The organism is Streptomyces triculaminicus (assembly GCF_017349075.1).
Lineage (GTDB): Bacteria > Actinomycetota > Actinomycetes > Streptomycetales > Streptomycetaceae > Streptomyces > Streptomyces triculaminicus.
This window is the reverse complement of sequence record NZ_JAFMOF010000004.1, coordinates 376,073-389,782: the sequence shown is the minus strand read 5'-3', so window position 1 is coordinate 389,782 and position 13,710 is coordinate 376,073. Positions and strand designations below refer to the sequence as shown.

The 13,710-nt window shown below is 73.8% G+C and carries 13 protein-coding genes; 4 read left to right on the top strand and 9 right to left on the bottom strand.

Annotation, left to right across the window (positions count from 1 at the left end; all coding sequences use genetic code 11):
• Window position 1: 1 nt before the first annotated feature.
• Together J1792_RS35470 and J1792_RS25605 are read right to left on the bottom strand one after the other, a co-directional pair.
• Window positions 2–2,608 (bottom strand): glycosyltransferase, encoded by a 2,607-nt coding sequence (locus tag J1792_RS35470; protein ID WP_307843094.1) that lies wholly within the window; start codon window positions 2,606–2,608, stop codon window positions 2–4.
• A 66-nt stretch (window positions 2,609–2,674) separates the two neighbouring features.
• Window positions 2,675–4,222 carry an alpha/beta hydrolase gene (locus J1792_RS25605; protein ID WP_086566070.1) on the bottom strand — a complete coding sequence of 516 codons (1,548 nt, stop codon included), beginning with the start codon at window positions 4,220–4,222 and terminating at the stop codon, window positions 2,675–2,677.
• 138 nt (window positions 4,223–4,360) lie between these two features.
• Here J1792_RS25605 and J1792_RS25600 point away from each other — a divergent pair, with 138 nt between their 5' ends.
• Window positions 4,361–5,533 carry an aminotransferase class V-fold PLP-dependent enzyme gene (locus J1792_RS25600; protein WP_207248301.1) on the top strand — a complete coding sequence of 391 codons (1,173 nt, stop codon included), beginning with the start codon at window positions 4,361–4,363 and terminating at the stop codon, window positions 5,531–5,533.
• Here the strand turns inward: J1792_RS25600 and J1792_RS25595 are convergent.
• The 6 genes from J1792_RS25595 to J1792_RS25570 all read right to left on the bottom strand — a co-directional run bounded on the left by J1792_RS25595 (window position 5,521) and on the right by J1792_RS25570 (window position 10,408).
• Entirely contained in the window at window positions 5,521–5,763 is a 243-nt protein-coding gene (locus tag J1792_RS25595) for a hypothetical protein (RefSeq protein ID WP_086566072.1), read from the bottom strand. The two genes, J1792_RS25600 and J1792_RS25595, sit on opposite strands and share 13 nt — an antisense overlap.
• A gap of 12 nt (window positions 5,764–5,775) precedes the next feature.
• Window positions 5,776–6,069 carry a hypothetical protein gene (locus J1792_RS25590; protein ID WP_086566073.1) on the bottom strand — a complete coding sequence of 98 codons (294 nt, stop codon included), beginning with the start codon at window positions 6,067–6,069 and terminating at the stop codon, window positions 5,776–5,778.
• 107 nt (window positions 6,070–6,176) lie between these two features.
• Entirely contained in the window at window positions 6,177–6,488 is a 312-nt protein-coding gene (locus tag J1792_RS25585; RefSeq protein WP_207248300.1) for a hypothetical protein, read from the bottom strand.
• Window positions 6,489–6,541: 53 nt separating this feature from the next.
• Window positions 6,542–7,669 (bottom strand): amidohydrolase family protein, encoded by a 1,128-nt coding sequence (locus J1792_RS25580; protein ID WP_207248299.1) that lies wholly within the window; start codon window positions 7,667–7,669, stop codon window positions 6,542–6,544.
• Between the two features lies 1 nt (window position 7,670).
• Window positions 7,671–9,020, bottom strand: coding sequence for a type I glutamate--ammonia ligase (locus J1792_RS25575; protein WP_307843093.1), 1,350 nt, complete (start codon window positions 9,018–9,020; stop codon window positions 7,671–7,673).
• Window positions 9,021–9,187: 167 nt separating this feature from the next.
• Window positions 9,188–10,408 (bottom strand): serine hydrolase domain-containing protein, encoded by a 1,221-nt coding sequence (locus J1792_RS25570; RefSeq protein WP_086566076.1) that lies wholly within the window; start codon window positions 10,406–10,408, stop codon window positions 9,188–9,190.
• A 265-nt stretch (window positions 10,409–10,673) separates the two neighbouring features.
• Here J1792_RS25570 and J1792_RS25565 point away from each other — a divergent pair, with 265 nt between their 5' ends.
• From J1792_RS25565 to J1792_RS25555, 3 genes are all read left to right on the top strand, one after another.
• Window positions 10,674–10,997, top strand: a complete 324-nt coding sequence (locus J1792_RS25565) for a hypothetical protein (protein ID WP_207248298.1) — start codon at window positions 10,674–10,676, stop codon at window positions 10,995–10,997.
• A 95-nt stretch (window positions 10,998–11,092) separates the two neighbouring features.
• The gene (locus tag J1792_RS25560) at window positions 11,093–11,299 is read left to right on the top strand and encodes a hypothetical protein (RefSeq protein ID WP_086566078.1); all 207 of its coding nucleotides are present in this window, start codon (window positions 11,093–11,095) and stop codon (window positions 11,297–11,299) included.
• Between the two features lie 167 nt (window positions 11,300–11,466).
• Window positions 11,467–12,459, top strand: a complete 993-nt coding sequence (locus J1792_RS25555) for an ABC transporter substrate-binding protein (protein ID WP_086566079.1) — start codon at window positions 11,467–11,469, stop codon at window positions 12,457–12,459.
• A 79-nt stretch (window positions 12,460–12,538) separates the two neighbouring features.
• Here the strand turns inward: J1792_RS25555 and J1792_RS25550 are convergent, their stop codons facing one another.
• Entirely contained in the window at window positions 12,539–13,675 is a 1,137-nt protein-coding gene (locus J1792_RS25550; protein ID WP_086566080.1) for a M20 family metallopeptidase, read from the bottom strand.
• Between the last annotated feature and the right edge of the window lie 35 nt (window positions 13,676–13,710).

The following is a 13,710-nucleotide window of genomic DNA, read 5'->3' as shown; positions in this document are numbered from 1 at the left end:
CTCACGGCCGCAGCGCGAGCACCTCCGCGTGGATCAGAGCGGGCAGCCGGTCCGCCAGCCGGCGGTGGGCGTGATCGGTCACCACGGTCACCACCACGCTCGTGTCGTGCAGGCACATCGACACCGCCAGCGGGTGGCCGGGGCTGAGCGGAGGCAGCCCCGCCATCCCGGCCAGCCGCGCGCCGCCCAGACCGAGGGGGCCCGCGTACGTCGCCCCGCTGGTGCACAGCAGAGAGGAGTAGAAGGGGGAGTCCGCGTAACGGCCGAGCGCGTCGTCCAGCACACCGTGCCGTCGCGGCCGCGACGCCACCAGACGGGCCTGGGCCCGCGCCCGCTCCTTGAGCGCCGCGCGCCGGGTGAAGCCGTCCACCCTCGCCAGCCGCCCCCGGGCGTCCCCGCCCAGGGGCAGCGGCACACGGACCGTGGCGTAGCGGTTGCCCAGCACCGCCGCCTCGTCCGCCGTGCGCACGTCGACGGGCACCATCGCGCACACCCCCGGCAGCCGCAGCCGCCCCACCGCTCCGGCGGCGCGCAGCGCACCGGCGGTCGCGGCCAGGAAGACGGCGTTGGCCGAGGCCCGCCCCGTCGGCAGCGCGTCACGGGCCGCGCCCACGTCCGCCATGGACAGCCGGCTCCAGGCCACCGCCCGCCGGGAGTCCACCGCGCCGTGGAACGGCAGCGGACGCCCCCGGGGCACCATGTCCGCCAGGGCCCGGGCCCAGGCGGCCCGGGACGCGGGGGCGTCCGCCCGCGCGGTGGGCTCCCGGCCCGCCCGGGGGCCCGGCAGGGCCGCCACGGGGGCGTCGAGAAGGGTACGCAGCAGCGCGATGAGCGAGCCCCCGTCGAGGAGCGCGTGATGCGCGCGCAGCAGCAGCGCGAAGCCCCCGGCAGCCGGCAGCAGGTGCAGCTGCCAGGGCGGCCGGCCCGGACCGAGGGGCTGGGCGAGCAGCCGGGCGACGACCGCCTCCGCCGGTGCCGCGGCGGCCACCGGCCCCTCCACGACATGGTCCTCGGCGGCGAACGGCGGACCGGCGACCCACCTCGGCCAGGCCCGGGGCCCGGTGGCCGCGTCCGGCGTCAGGCACAGCCGCTCCTGCGCCCCCCAGCGGGCCGCGACCCGCTCGCGCAGCCAGACCATCGGGGGAGGAGCACCGTCGAACCAGGCCATGACGCCGACGGTCATGCAGACCGCCCCGCTGCTCTGGTGCCGGTACAGCCAGGCGTCCAGCGGCGGCATGGCCGCTCCCGCCGGCCGGCCGTCGGCCGGTGCGGCCGCCGGGGCGAGAGCGGGCGCGGGCGTGTGCGGTGTCATGAACGCTTCCCCATCCGTGGCTGTGGCGTGGTCCCTCCGGGCCGTCCGGCACTCACCGGCCGGTCTCCGCGACCGCCCGGGCGACGACCCCGGCCCCGTCCTCCCGCCCCAGCCGCCCGGCCAGCTCGACCGCGCGCCGGCCGAAGCGCGGATCGCCCGTGGCCCGCCGAAGGGCCCCGCCAGCCGGCCCACCGTCAGATCGGCGAACGGCAGCACCCCGGGGCTCACCCCCAGCCGCGCCAGCCGGGCGGCCCACCACGGCTGGTCGGTCAGCACCGGCACCGGCACCGCCGGCACGCCCGCCCGCAGGCCGGCCGCCGTGGTGCCGGCCCCGGCGTGATGGACCACGGCGGCGGTGCGCGGCATGAGCCACCCGTGCGGGAGCGGACCGACGGTGAGGACGTCGTCGCCGGCCACGGACAGCCCGGCCCAGCCGGACTGGACGATGCCGCGCAGCCCCGCCTGCCGCAGGGCACGGACCGTCAGATCGCCCAGCCGCTCGGAGTCGCCGGGCATCATGCTGCCGAAACCCACGAACACCGGCGGCGGCCCGGCCGCGAGGAAGTCCGTGACCTGCGCGGGCGGCTGCCAGTCGGCGCACTCGTGCGGCCACCAGTAGCCCGCGACCCGCAGGCCCGGGCGCCAGTCCGCCGGGCGGGGCACCACCGACGGGCTGTAGCCGTGCCAGATCGGCCACCGCTCGCGCTCCCGCTCCCGGCGCAGCCGGTGCGCGCTGCGGTGGGCCAGCCCGAGCCGGAGGTGCAGGCTGCGGTTCGCGGCGGCGTACAGGGCGTCCAGCACGCCGTTCGCGCCGTACCCGCGCAGCCGGTTGGCGTACCCCGGCGGCCTCAGGGCCATGGTGCAGGGCGAGAACGCCGAGGTGGGCGCGTCGGGCTGGAGGAAGACGCCCATGCTCGCGATGCCGTGGTAGCGGGCCACCACCCGGCCGATCGGGGCGGCGATCGACGACAGCAGCACCAGGTCGGCCTTGGGGTCCAGCGCGGCCAGGATCCCGTCGACGAGCGCGAGCGCGGCCCGCTCGACGGCGCGTGCGAAGTCCAGCAGCACGCGCGGCGAACGGGCCGCGCCATGGGCCCGGCTGTGCACCCCCAGCAGTTCCTCGAACGGGTCCGCCTCCAGCGGCCGCATGCCCAGGCCGCAACACGTCACCGCCGGGGCGAACCTGGCGTGGGTGACGAGCTCCACCTCGTGGCCCTCCGACCGCAGCCGGTGCCCGAGGCCCGTGTAGGGGGCGACGGAACCCGTCGTACCCGCTGTGATGATCTGGATGCGCATGTCCTCGGCCCTCCCGCCGCCCTGCGGGGACAACGACAGGGCCCCCGGACCGGATACGGCACCCGGCTACTTCGCCGCCCCCTCGGGCACCGGCAGCGGGCCGGCCGCGCACGACATGTCGCGCTCCGGCGCCTCGCCGTCGAGGAGATAGGACTCGACGACGCCGTCCACACAGGTGTTCCCCGAAAGGTACGCGCCGTGGTCCCCGCCGCCGGTCACCGTGACCAGGCGCGACCCGCGCAGCGCACGGTGGGCCCGCAGGGCGCCCTCGTAGTGGGTGGCCGGGTCGTGCTCCGAGTTGAGCATCAGCGTGGCGGGCAGGCCCTTGCCGGTCACCTTCACCGCGGGCGCCGGGGACGCGGGCCAGGCCGCGCAGACCGAGGCGAAGGCGAGCTCGCGGGCGCCGATCAGCGGCAGGTCGCGGGCGTCCTCGCCGCCCTTGCGCACCCAGTGGCCGGTGTCACGGGTCCACGGGGTGTCGTTGCAGGTCACCGAGAAGTACTCGGCGAGGAACTCCGGGCTGAGGTACTCGCCGAACACCTTGCCCACCAGCTGCTTCTCCGCCGGGGCGGCGGCGTCCCAGTGGTCGAGCGCCACGAGGCCCCGGGCCAGCGCCGGGAAGCCGTCCTTCGCGTTGTACATCGTCCGTATCGCGCCGTTGTCGAACTGGTTGGGGCCGATGACCACCGCGCCGGCCGTCACCGGGTGCTCGCGCAGCGCGGCCCGCCGCCGCTCCCAGGCGGCCTTGACCTCCGCGACCGTACGCCCGTAGTGGTAGACGTCGTCGTACTTCGCCAGCCAGGGCAGGAAGTCCTGCTCGAAACGGCGCTGGAAGCTCTTGGGCTGGCCCGTCATGAACTCCTCCCAGGTGCCGTCGAAGGCGATGTTGCTGTCCAGCACGGCCCGCTCGACGCGCTGCGGGAAGAGCGTGGCGTAATAGGCGCCGATCATCGTGGCGTAGGACGCGCCGTAGTACGCGATCCTGGGCGCGCCCAGCAGCGAGCGGAAGAGGTCCATGTCCCGCACCGTCTGCTCGGTGTTCAGGTAGGGCAGCAGGTCCCCCGTGCGGGCCTTGCAGCCCTCGACGAACGCGCGCGACTTCTTCAGCACGGCGTCGATCGCGGCGGGGGAGCGGTCGCGGTAGTCCCCGGCCAGGAAGTCGGTGAACTCCGCGTCGGTCTGGCACACCGCCCGGGTGCTGCGCCCCACCCCGCGCTGGTCGAAGCTGACCACGTCGTAGGCCGCCCCCACCGCCGGGGACCTGCGCACGACCTCCCCGGGCCGCGCCAGCCCGCTGCCGCCGGGCCCGCCCGCGGCCATCATCAGCACGCCGCGCCGCTTGCCGGGGTCGCTCGCCCGGTGCCGGGAGACCTCCACCGAGATGTCCGCGCCGGCGCCCGGGTGGTGCCAGTCGCGGGGCACGGTCATCGTCGCGCACTCCAGCGACGAACCCTCTTCGCAGGCCCGCCAGTCCAGCTTCTGCCCGGCGTAGCGGGCGGGCACCGCCGAGCGGGCCTGGGCGGGCGACGCCGGAAGGGCGGTGGCGGCGACGGCCGCCACCAGAGCGCTCGCGGCGACGGCCGCCCGCCGCGACGACTTCCCGAACGTGAACATCGATCCTCCTGGGCAGTGTGAGTACGGCGTCGATACTTCCGCGCCGCCCGGTCACGATCGATCCCTTCAGTGCCCGTCCTGGGGGTGGCACCAATGCCACCCCCGCGTCACGTCCCACCGTCCGGAGAGAGGACCCCGATGGACATCGCCGCACTGCGCGAGGACACCCCCGGCTGCGCGCACCGCGTGCACCTCAACAACGCCGGTGCCGCGCTCCTGTCCCGCCGCACCCTCGACACCATGACCGCCTACCTCGAATTCGAGGCCCGCATCGGAGGCTACGAGGCCGCCGGCGAGCGCCTCGCCGACATCGAGGCGACGTACGCCGCCGTCGCCCGACTCGTCGGCGGACGGCCCGAGGAGGTGGCGCTGTTCGACAACGCCACCCACGCCTGGGGGGCCGCCTTCTACTCCCTGCGCCTGCGGCCCGGCGACCGGATCCTGACCGGGCGTTCGGAGTACGGCAGCAATGTGCTGGCCTATCTGCAGGTCGCCCAGCGCACCGGCGCCGAGGTGGTCGTCGTCCCCGACGACGCCTTCGGACAACTCGATACCGAGGCCCTGGCAGGCCTCATCGACGAGCGCGTCCGGCTGGTCGGCGTCAGCCATGTCCCCACCGGCGGCGGCCTCGTCAACCCGGTCGCCGAGATCGGCCGGATCACCCGCCGGGCCGGGGTGCCGTTCCTGCTGGACGCCACCCAGTCCGTCGGCCAGTTCCCCGTCGACGTCGAGGAGATCGGCTGCGACATGCTCTGCGCCACCGGCCGCAAGTTCCTGCGCGGCCCGCGCGGCACCGGCTTCCTGTGGATCCGCTCCGGTCTCTCGAACGGGCTCGAACCCCCCGTCAACGAGACGGCCGCGGCCATCTGGGACGGCAAGGACGGCTACACCTGGAGGCCGGGCGCACGGCGCTTCGGGACGTGGGAGATGAGCTACTCCAACGTCCTGGGCCTGGGCAGCGCCGCCCGGCAGGCCCTGGAGCTCGGCCTGGACGCCATCGGCGAGCGCAGCCGGGGCCTGGGCGCGGCCCTGCGGGAGCGCCTCGACGCCGTGCCGGGCGTCACCACGCACGACCGGGGGCGCGAGCGGTGCGCCCTCGTGACCGCCACGGTCGAAGGGTTCGCCGCCGACGAGGTCAAGGCGGAGCTGGCCCGGCACGGGATCAACGTGACCGTCACCACCCCGGAGACGTCGCTGTACCAGAGCGAACCGCTGGTGCGGCTCTCGCCGCACTACTACAACACCGAGGACGAGCTCGACCGCGCCGTCGCCGTGCTCGCCGGCCTCGCCCGGAGCACTCAGCCCAGGTAATCGATCTGGTAGATGTGCAGCGTCTTCGTCTGGTGGCCCAGATAGATGACGACGAAGACCTCGTCCAGCACCAGCATCCGCATGATCCCGTCGTCCTCGCCGTACGGGACGGTCGCCGCGAAGGGGTCCGTGCAGGCGGCGGCGAGGACGTCGCTGAGCTGCGCGCTCACCGGCGGCGGGAGCGAGTCCCAGACGGCGGCTATCGTCGCATCGTACTTGAGCGCGTACACCCACCCAGGGTGTCAGCTCCAGGCGGCTCCGCGGGCGCGAACGAGGGCAGCGTCCTCCTGCACCTTTCGGGTGATGTCGATCCAGTCGCCCGGGACGTCGCCGCCCGCCGCCTGCGCCGCCGCCGCCTGCCGGCCGCGTTCGACCGCGGCGAGGGTGCGTTCGGCGATGCCCTGCCACTTCGCGAAGACGGTCAGCACCTCGTGCGCCGGGGCCCGGCCGATCTCATGGACGAAGCGGCGGGAGAGGTCGGGACTGCCGAGGGCGTCGCGAATGCGCTCGATGCTCCACACCTGGCCGGTGCTCATGGGTCCTCCCCGCGTAGGCGGCTCGACCGCCCAGAGTAGCGAAATCGTTCTCGCCGTATCAGGGGAACCCGAGTGGTGCCTGGGCACTGCCGTGCGACGGGCGCCGGCTACCGGATGAAGGCCACGCTGTGGAACGTCTGGTGGCCGTAGAACCCGGCCGGGAAGTAGGACGCCGCGCCCCGGCAGTCGGGCGTGTCGTAGAGATAGGCGGGGCGGTCGGTCTCGTTCCCGGTCACGCCCTGGGCGTCACCGACCGCGTAGCAGCGCCCGTCGACGGGGTCGGTCAGGTCGTGCGGCGCCCCGCCGCGCTGGGCGTGGTAGACGAACGTGCCTGTGGCCGCCCGGGCGTCGTGCGGTGCGAGGACGGTGAGGGTCGCGGCGAGGGCCAGGGGACCGAGGACGCGCAGCCGGTGTCGCATGCCTCCTCATGCTGGGCGACCCCGGGCGGCGGCGGAACGGTCCCCAAGGGGCTTCACGCGAACGATTCCCCCGGCGTCCCGTAGACCCGCCGGGCGTTGCCCGCCGCGATCATCGCCGCCACCCGCTCCGCGTCCCGGGCCGGCCACGCGCCCTCCTCCACCCAGCCCGTCAGCAGCCGCGTCAGGGACCGGCGGAAGAGCTCGGCGCCCACCACGTACAGCTCCGGCAGCCCGTAGGCGTCCGTGGAGAACAGCAGCTTCCCGAACGGGGTCAGCTCGGCCGTCTCCGCCAGCACCGCCTCCGCCCGCGCCCCGGTGTGGGACAGCGACAGGCCCACGTCGGCGTAGACGTGCGGGAAGACGGCGGCCAGGTAGCCGGCGTTGCGGTGGTAGGGGTAGCCGTGCAGCAGCACCAGCGTGCAGCCCGTGGGCCGGACGGCCTTGACGAAGTCGGTGAGCAGCAGGGGATCGCAGCGGTGCAGCCGCAGGTCGGGGTCGCCGAAGCCGGTGTGCAGCTGGAGCGGCAGGCCGGTGTCTGCGGCCGACCACAGCAGATGGCGCAGCAGGACCGGGTCGGCCAGCCGCTCGCCCGGGGCCCGTCCGGCCAGCCACCGGCCGGCGGCGGAGCGTACCTCGGCCGGTTCCGGCCGGGCGGGCGCGAAGTCCAGGCCGTGGCGGTAGCCGACGACGGACTTGAAGCCCACCGCGCCGGCCGCGGCGTCCGTCACGGCCGTGGCGAGGCCGTCGAGGAAGGAGGGGACGTCGCCGGCCGTGTCCGCGGCCCGTTCGGCGAGCGGCTCCAGGCGGACGATCTCGTGGCAGGCGGCGCCGCTCGCGGCCGCCAGCTCGGCGGGCGTGGTCAGGTCGCCGGTCAGCCCGGTGTCCACCAGGTAGTCGGCGATGCCGGCGGCGCCCAGCAGCCGGCGCGTGGCCTCGGCCGGGCCGAGTTCGTGGCGGCGCCGGAGGTACTCGTCCGGCGGGCAGTGCGGCTCGAGGCCGAGCAGCGGCGGGCACCAGCGGCGTACGGCGAAGCCGAGCTGGGTGTCGAAGAAGGTGGTGCCGGGCGCGGCGGGCGCGTCGGACTCGGTGAGGAAGGACTCGAAGGCCTCGGCGGAGAGCCCGGAGCGGGCCACGCCGTGGCAGTGGTGGTCGACCAGCGGCGGCACGTACGGGCCGGTCATGTCAGTACCGCCGGCGGATGGCGGCCGCGACGTCGTTCGGCGCGAGGCCCTCGAACAGCTTCACCTCGCCCGCGCGGACGGCGGCGATCGCCTCGAACAGCGGGTCGCCGAGCGCCGTGCGCAGCAGGTCCGAGCGCCGGAAGTGCTCCAGCGCCTCGGCCAGGGAGGTCGGCAGGCGCTCCTGGCCGCCGGTGAGGGCCGGGTCGCCGGCCGCCGGGGGCGGCAGCCGGAGCCCCTCGTCCAGCCCGGCCAGCCCGGCGGCGACGACCGCGCCGGTGACCAGGTACGGATTGGCCGCCGCGTCGAAGCACTTGACCTCGGCGTTGGCGGCCTCGGTGTCGTCGGGCGCGCCCGTGACGAAGCGCAGCGCGGCCTCGCGGGCCTCCAGGCCCCAGCAGCGGTAGACGCCGGCCCAGCGGGAGGGCTCGAGCCGCAGATAGCTGGCGGGCGTGGGAGCGCCGAGCGCCAGCAGGGCGGGGAGCTCCCGCAGGACACCGGCCAGGAACGCCTCGCATTCGTCGGTCATGCCGAACGGGCCGTCACCGCCCCGGCACAGGTTCCGCTCGTCCCGCCACAGGCTCAGGTGCAGGTGGGCGCCATTGCCGACGCCTCCCGGCTCCACCACGGGGGCGAAGGAGGCGTCGAGGCCGTGCCGGCGCGAGACCGCGCGCACGGTCTCGCGGACCAGGACGGACAGGTCGGCCGCCCCCACCGGGTCCGAGGGGGCGACGGACACCTCGAACTGGCCGGGGGAGTACTCGGGATGGATCTGCAGCACCTCGACCTTCTGCGCGCTCAGCGCGTCGAGCACGTCGCGCAGATAGTCCGACAGTTCGACGACCCGCGTCATGCCGTAGGCGGGGCCGGAGCAGCCGTAGCGCGGTGGTTCGTGGCCGTTGGACTGCATGACGACCCACTCGGTCTCGAACCCCATGCGCAGCCGGAGCCCGCGGGCCGCCGCGGCGTCCGTCATGCGGCGGGCGAACTGCCGCTGACAGGCGACGTGGGGCGTGCCGTCCTGCGCGTAGCGGTCCACCGGCGCCCAGGCCCAGCCGGGCTGGGCGGCGAGCACGGTGAGCCGGTCCAGGTCGGGGAAGAGCCGCAGGTCGCCGTCCGGGCCGCCGAGGTACCGGCTGGTGACTGCGGAGTCGTCGACGAGGTAGGTGTCGAAGCACGGTGACGCGCCGACGCCCCGGCGGGCGGTGTGGGCGAGCCTGCTCGTCGGGACGGCCTTGGTACGGGAGATGCCGGCGTTGTCCACCCAGGTGAGGGCGACGCCGCGGATGTCCTGCGCGGTGAGCTGAGCGGCGGCCTGCCGGGCCGCCGACTCCGCCCGTTCCCGTTGCTCCACGGCCGCTCCTCCGCTCGAAGGCCCTTCGGGCCCGGGGCTCTGGTCGAGATCTGTCCGTATTACACCCCACGCACAGTGGCGGGGGTGCGGATACGGCCATGTGCGGAGCGCCCTCGGTGCGGCGGTCGCCGGCTGCTGCCGGCGACCGCCGGGCGGGTGGCGCGGGATCAGCGCAGCGAGGTGAGCTTCTTCAGGTCCTTGCTCGTCCCGGTGGTGGCGGCCATCGGCTTGGCACCGCAGTACTCGGCCTCGAGCAGCGCGTTGGGGTCGCCGGCCCAGTCGCCGTTGAAGTTGAAAGCGGCGGTGTGGCGGCCGTCGGGGGTGCCGGAGGCCATCGAGGTGGAGCCGTGGATGCCGCCGCCGTGGAACCAGATCGTCACGCCGCACGACAGCTTGCCCGTGGAGAGGCCGAGACCGTACCCGGCGTCGGACGACGGCTTGTCGCTCGTCGGCACGGCGGTGAGGAGCTCCCGCTGCTGGCGCTCGGGCAGCAGGTCGCCGCGCAGCAGCGCGCGGTAGTAGCGGTTGAGGTCGCCGGTGGTGGAGATGATCTCGCCGGCCGCCCAGCCCCAGGAGGGGTTGAGCTCGGTGACGTCATGGATCTTCGCGTCGGGCGCGGTGGCGAACAGCTTGCTGTACCCCCTGCCATGGGGGCCGGGCACGCGGGCCGAGGTGCCGGGCAGGGTGGTGGAGCGCATGCCGGCCCTCTTGAGGATGCGCTTTTCGACCTCGGAGGCGTACGAGTGGCCGGTCACCTTCTCGACGATCATCCCGGCGAGGACGTAGTTGGTGTTGGAGTAGTGCCAGCCCTTGCCCGGCGTGAAGTGGGGCTCGTGCTTCATCGCCGTGGCCACCAGCTGCGCGGGCGTGCGGGTCTCGTAGCGGTGCTCGAGGAAGCCCGTGCTGATCTGCTGGAAGAACGCGGGGTCCTCGGTGTAGTTGAAGACGCCGCTGGTGTGGTTGAGGAGCTGCCGGATGGTGATCCGGCCGCCGTCGTGGCCGTTGCCGTGCACGACGCCGGGCAGCCAGTGCTCGACGCTGTCGTCGATGTCGAGCCTGCCCTCGGCCTCCAGCTGCAGCAGCACGGTGGAGACGAAGGACTTGGTGATGCTGCCGATGCGGAAGCGGTCCTGGGGGAGCCGCTCGCGGCCGGTTCCGCGGTCGGCGACGCCGGCGGAGGCGTTCCAGGTGCCGTGCGCGTCCTGGGCCTGTCCCAGGACGCCGGGGACCCCGGCCTTCACCTGAGCCTCCATCATGGCCCGGGTGGCGGCGTGCCGGTCGTGGTCCCGGCCGGTGTCGGCCGAGGCGGTGGTGGTGAGGGCCGTGGTGGCCAGCGCCGCGGCCAGGGCCGCCGTCGTCAGTGCTCTGCGTATCGTCCGTGCGGTCATCCGCCTGCCTCTCGCTGCGAGGAAAACCTTCAAAGGGCTGTACAGCGGGGAGGACTCCGTCAACGTCCCTGACGTTGAGAGGCGGTTGAGGGGCTACCGGTGAGGGGATCGGGTTTCGGCCATTGTTCTTATCGGACCGCTATCTACCGAGATGTCGTACTCCACTCCGTAATCTCACTCGATCGACGGAATGCGCGTAAGGTGAGTGACCGACTACGCTGGATTTGTGGCGTTCTGGGGTCGTGCTGCCGTGGTGCAGCCCGTGATGCGGGCTGTCATCGTGCTGCTGGCCTCCGCCCTGATGGTGCTGTCCGGTGTGACGTCGGAGTGGGTGGAGTCCGCCTCCGCCCGGGAGAGGGCTCCCGCCTCGGCCCCGGCGTCGGACGGCTCGTCAGACGACGCCGCCTGTGTGCCGGAAAGGCGCGTTCCGCGTCCGGGGAGGGCGGGGCGGCCGCTGGGCGGACGCTCGCCGGTTCCGACGGCCGCCGTCGGAGTCACCGGGGGGCTCGCCTGCGGGCAGTCGCCGGCCCGGCCCGGCGAGGCCGCCGTCGCCCCCGGTCACGCCTGTCATTCCGTCCTGCGCTGCTGAGCGGAACCACGTCCCCCGTCCTTCTTGAGGGCCGGGGGCGTCGTTCGTGTACCCGGATTCCGGCATGCCAGCAGTACGACAGCAGGAGTGACGTCATGCGCATCGATCCCGCGCGTGCGCTCGGCGCCTATGTGCGCGCCGAGGCCTATCGCACCCACCGACCCGAACCCGAGCCGGAGCCCGCCCCGGTCATCGTGGAGGAACGTCCCGAGGTCCCCGCGTCCGAGGCGGGAGCCGGTCATCGCTCCCCGGCCCGCAGGCCGGGGGTGCTCGCCCGGCTGCTCTTCCTGCGTCAGAAGTGAGGCCTCCAGGGGCGGGTCGCAGGGGGGCCCGGACCGCCGGAACCCCCCTGCGGAGTGACTTTAAGGTAAGGCTAACCTAATATCGCTTTCGTCCGACGGGTTCAGCCCCCGAGCGGGCGGCCCCACCCCTTGTACTTCTGACTTCTTTTCGACGCCCGGAGCATTCGATGACCTCGCCCAACCGCCTTCTCCTGTCCGCCCCGCGCCGCGCGGCCCAGGCTCTCGCCGCTGTGGGTGCGGCCGCCCTGCTCCTGACCGGCTGCGGCTCGGACTCCGACAAGGGCAAGGACGAGGCGAAGACCGAGGCGGGCGGGGGCGGCACCCGTACGATCAAGGACGCGACCGGTACCGCGGTCAAGGTCCCGGCCAACCCCAAGCGCATCGTCACCCTCACCCAGGAGGACCTGGACGCGGTGCTCGCGCTCGGCCTCAAGCCGGTCGGCATCACCAACGGCCAGGGCCTGAACAAGCCCCCGGCCTACCTCGAGGACAAGGTCAAGGGCATCAACGTCGTCGGCAACCTGCTGCAGCCGGTGATGGACAAGGTCATCGCCGCCAAGCCCGACCTGATCCTGGCCGGTGACATGCAGGACCAGCAGGTCCTCAAGCAGCTGCGCGAGATCACCCCGGCCACGCTGGTCACCATGGCCCCGACCGACGACTGGAAGCTCTCCTTCCGGGGCATCGCCAACGCCGTCAACAGCATGGACAAGGCCAACAAGGTCATCTCCGACTACGAGGCCAAGGCCAAGAAGACCGGCGAGGAGCTCGGCGACAACAAGGGCGCCGAGGTCAGCATCGTGCGCTGGAACCCCGACGGCCCGAGCTGGATGGAGAAGAAGCAGTTCGCCTCCGGCGTCGCCCTGGACATGGGCCTCAAGCGGCCCAAGGCCCAGGACAAGGACGGCAACGCCCACACCCCGGCGCTCAGCCTGGAGAAGATCAACGAGATCGACGGCGACTGGCTGTTCCTGTCCACCCTCACCGCCGACGGCGAGAAGGCGCTGAAGGACGTCCAGGAGAAGCCCGCGTACAAGGAGCTGAACGCGGTGAAGAAGAACCACGCCGTCACCGTGAACGGTTCGGTGTGGTCCACCCGCGGCGGCCCGCTGGCGAGCCTGGCCGTCATCGACGACATCGCCAAGGCGCTGAAGAAGTAGCCGCCGTGACGTCGGGGGCGCCGGGCGGACTGGATCAGTCCGCCCGGCGCCCCCGACGTTTTCTTATCTCACCGCTTTCTCACCGCGCCGCGCGCGAGGCCGCGAAGTCCGCCGCCGTCCAGGCCATGCCGACGGCCCCGTCGACGATCGCCCGCTCGGCCTCGGGGGAGACCGCCGCCGCGGCGAACTCCGGCTCATGCGGCCCGCAGGCGCCGCCGGTGATGTCGAGCACGGGGTGGATCGAGGGGACGGCGTGCGAGACGTTGCCCATGTCCGTGCACGCGAAGGCGTCCCGCTGCTGCGGCTCGGGGCGGCCCAGCGCACGGGCGTTGGCCTGCCAGAGGGCGATGAGCCCGGGGTCCGTACGGAAGTCGAGGTAGTCCGGCTCGGGGCGGGTGAGGGTCACCTCGCAGCCGGTGGCCAGCGCGCCCGCCCGGAAGCAGGCCTCGACGCGCTCACGCAGCTCGCGCAGGTCCTCGGCGGCCGAGGCGCGGATCTCGTACTCGGCGGTGGCCCGGTCGGGGATCAGGTTGGGGGCCGTGCCCGCGCTCGTGGTCACGCCGTGCACCTTCCAGTGCGCCGGCAACTGCTGGCGCAGCAGCCCCAGTGCCACCTGGGCGACCGTCATCGCGTCGGCGGCGTTGCGGCCCTCGTGCGCGTTCAGGCTCGGGTGCGCGGCCTTGCCGCGGTACTCCACCGAGAGCGTGCCGAGCGCGAACGAGCGGAACTCGGCGACCTCGAACGGGCAGGGGTGCACCATCATCGCGGCGTCGACGCCCTCGAAGGCCCCGGCCTCCAGCAGCAGCGCCTTGCCCGCCCCGCGCTCCTCGGCCGGGGTGCCCAGGACCCGTACGGTCAGGCCCAGTTCGTCGGCGTGCGGGGCCAGCGCGATGGCCGCGCCGACGCCGGCGGCGGCGATCAGATTGTGTCCGCAGGCGTGGCCGAGACCGGGCAGCGCGTCGTACTCGCAGGCGATGGCCACGGTGACGGGCCCGGAGCCGGCGGTCGCCACGAAGGCGGTCTCGAGGCCGTGGGCGGGGGCGGTGACCGCGAAGCCGTGATCGCCCAGGACCTCGGCGCACCAGGCCGCCGCCCGGTGCTCGGCGAACGCCGTCTCGGGGTGCCCGTGGATGCGGCGGCTGAGGGCGAGAAGCTCCTCGCGACGGGCGGAAACCCGCTCCCGTATGGCTGATTTGAGGCCTTCGGCCACGGTCATGTCCGGCTCCAGTGTCTTCGGTGTTCGATGCTGCT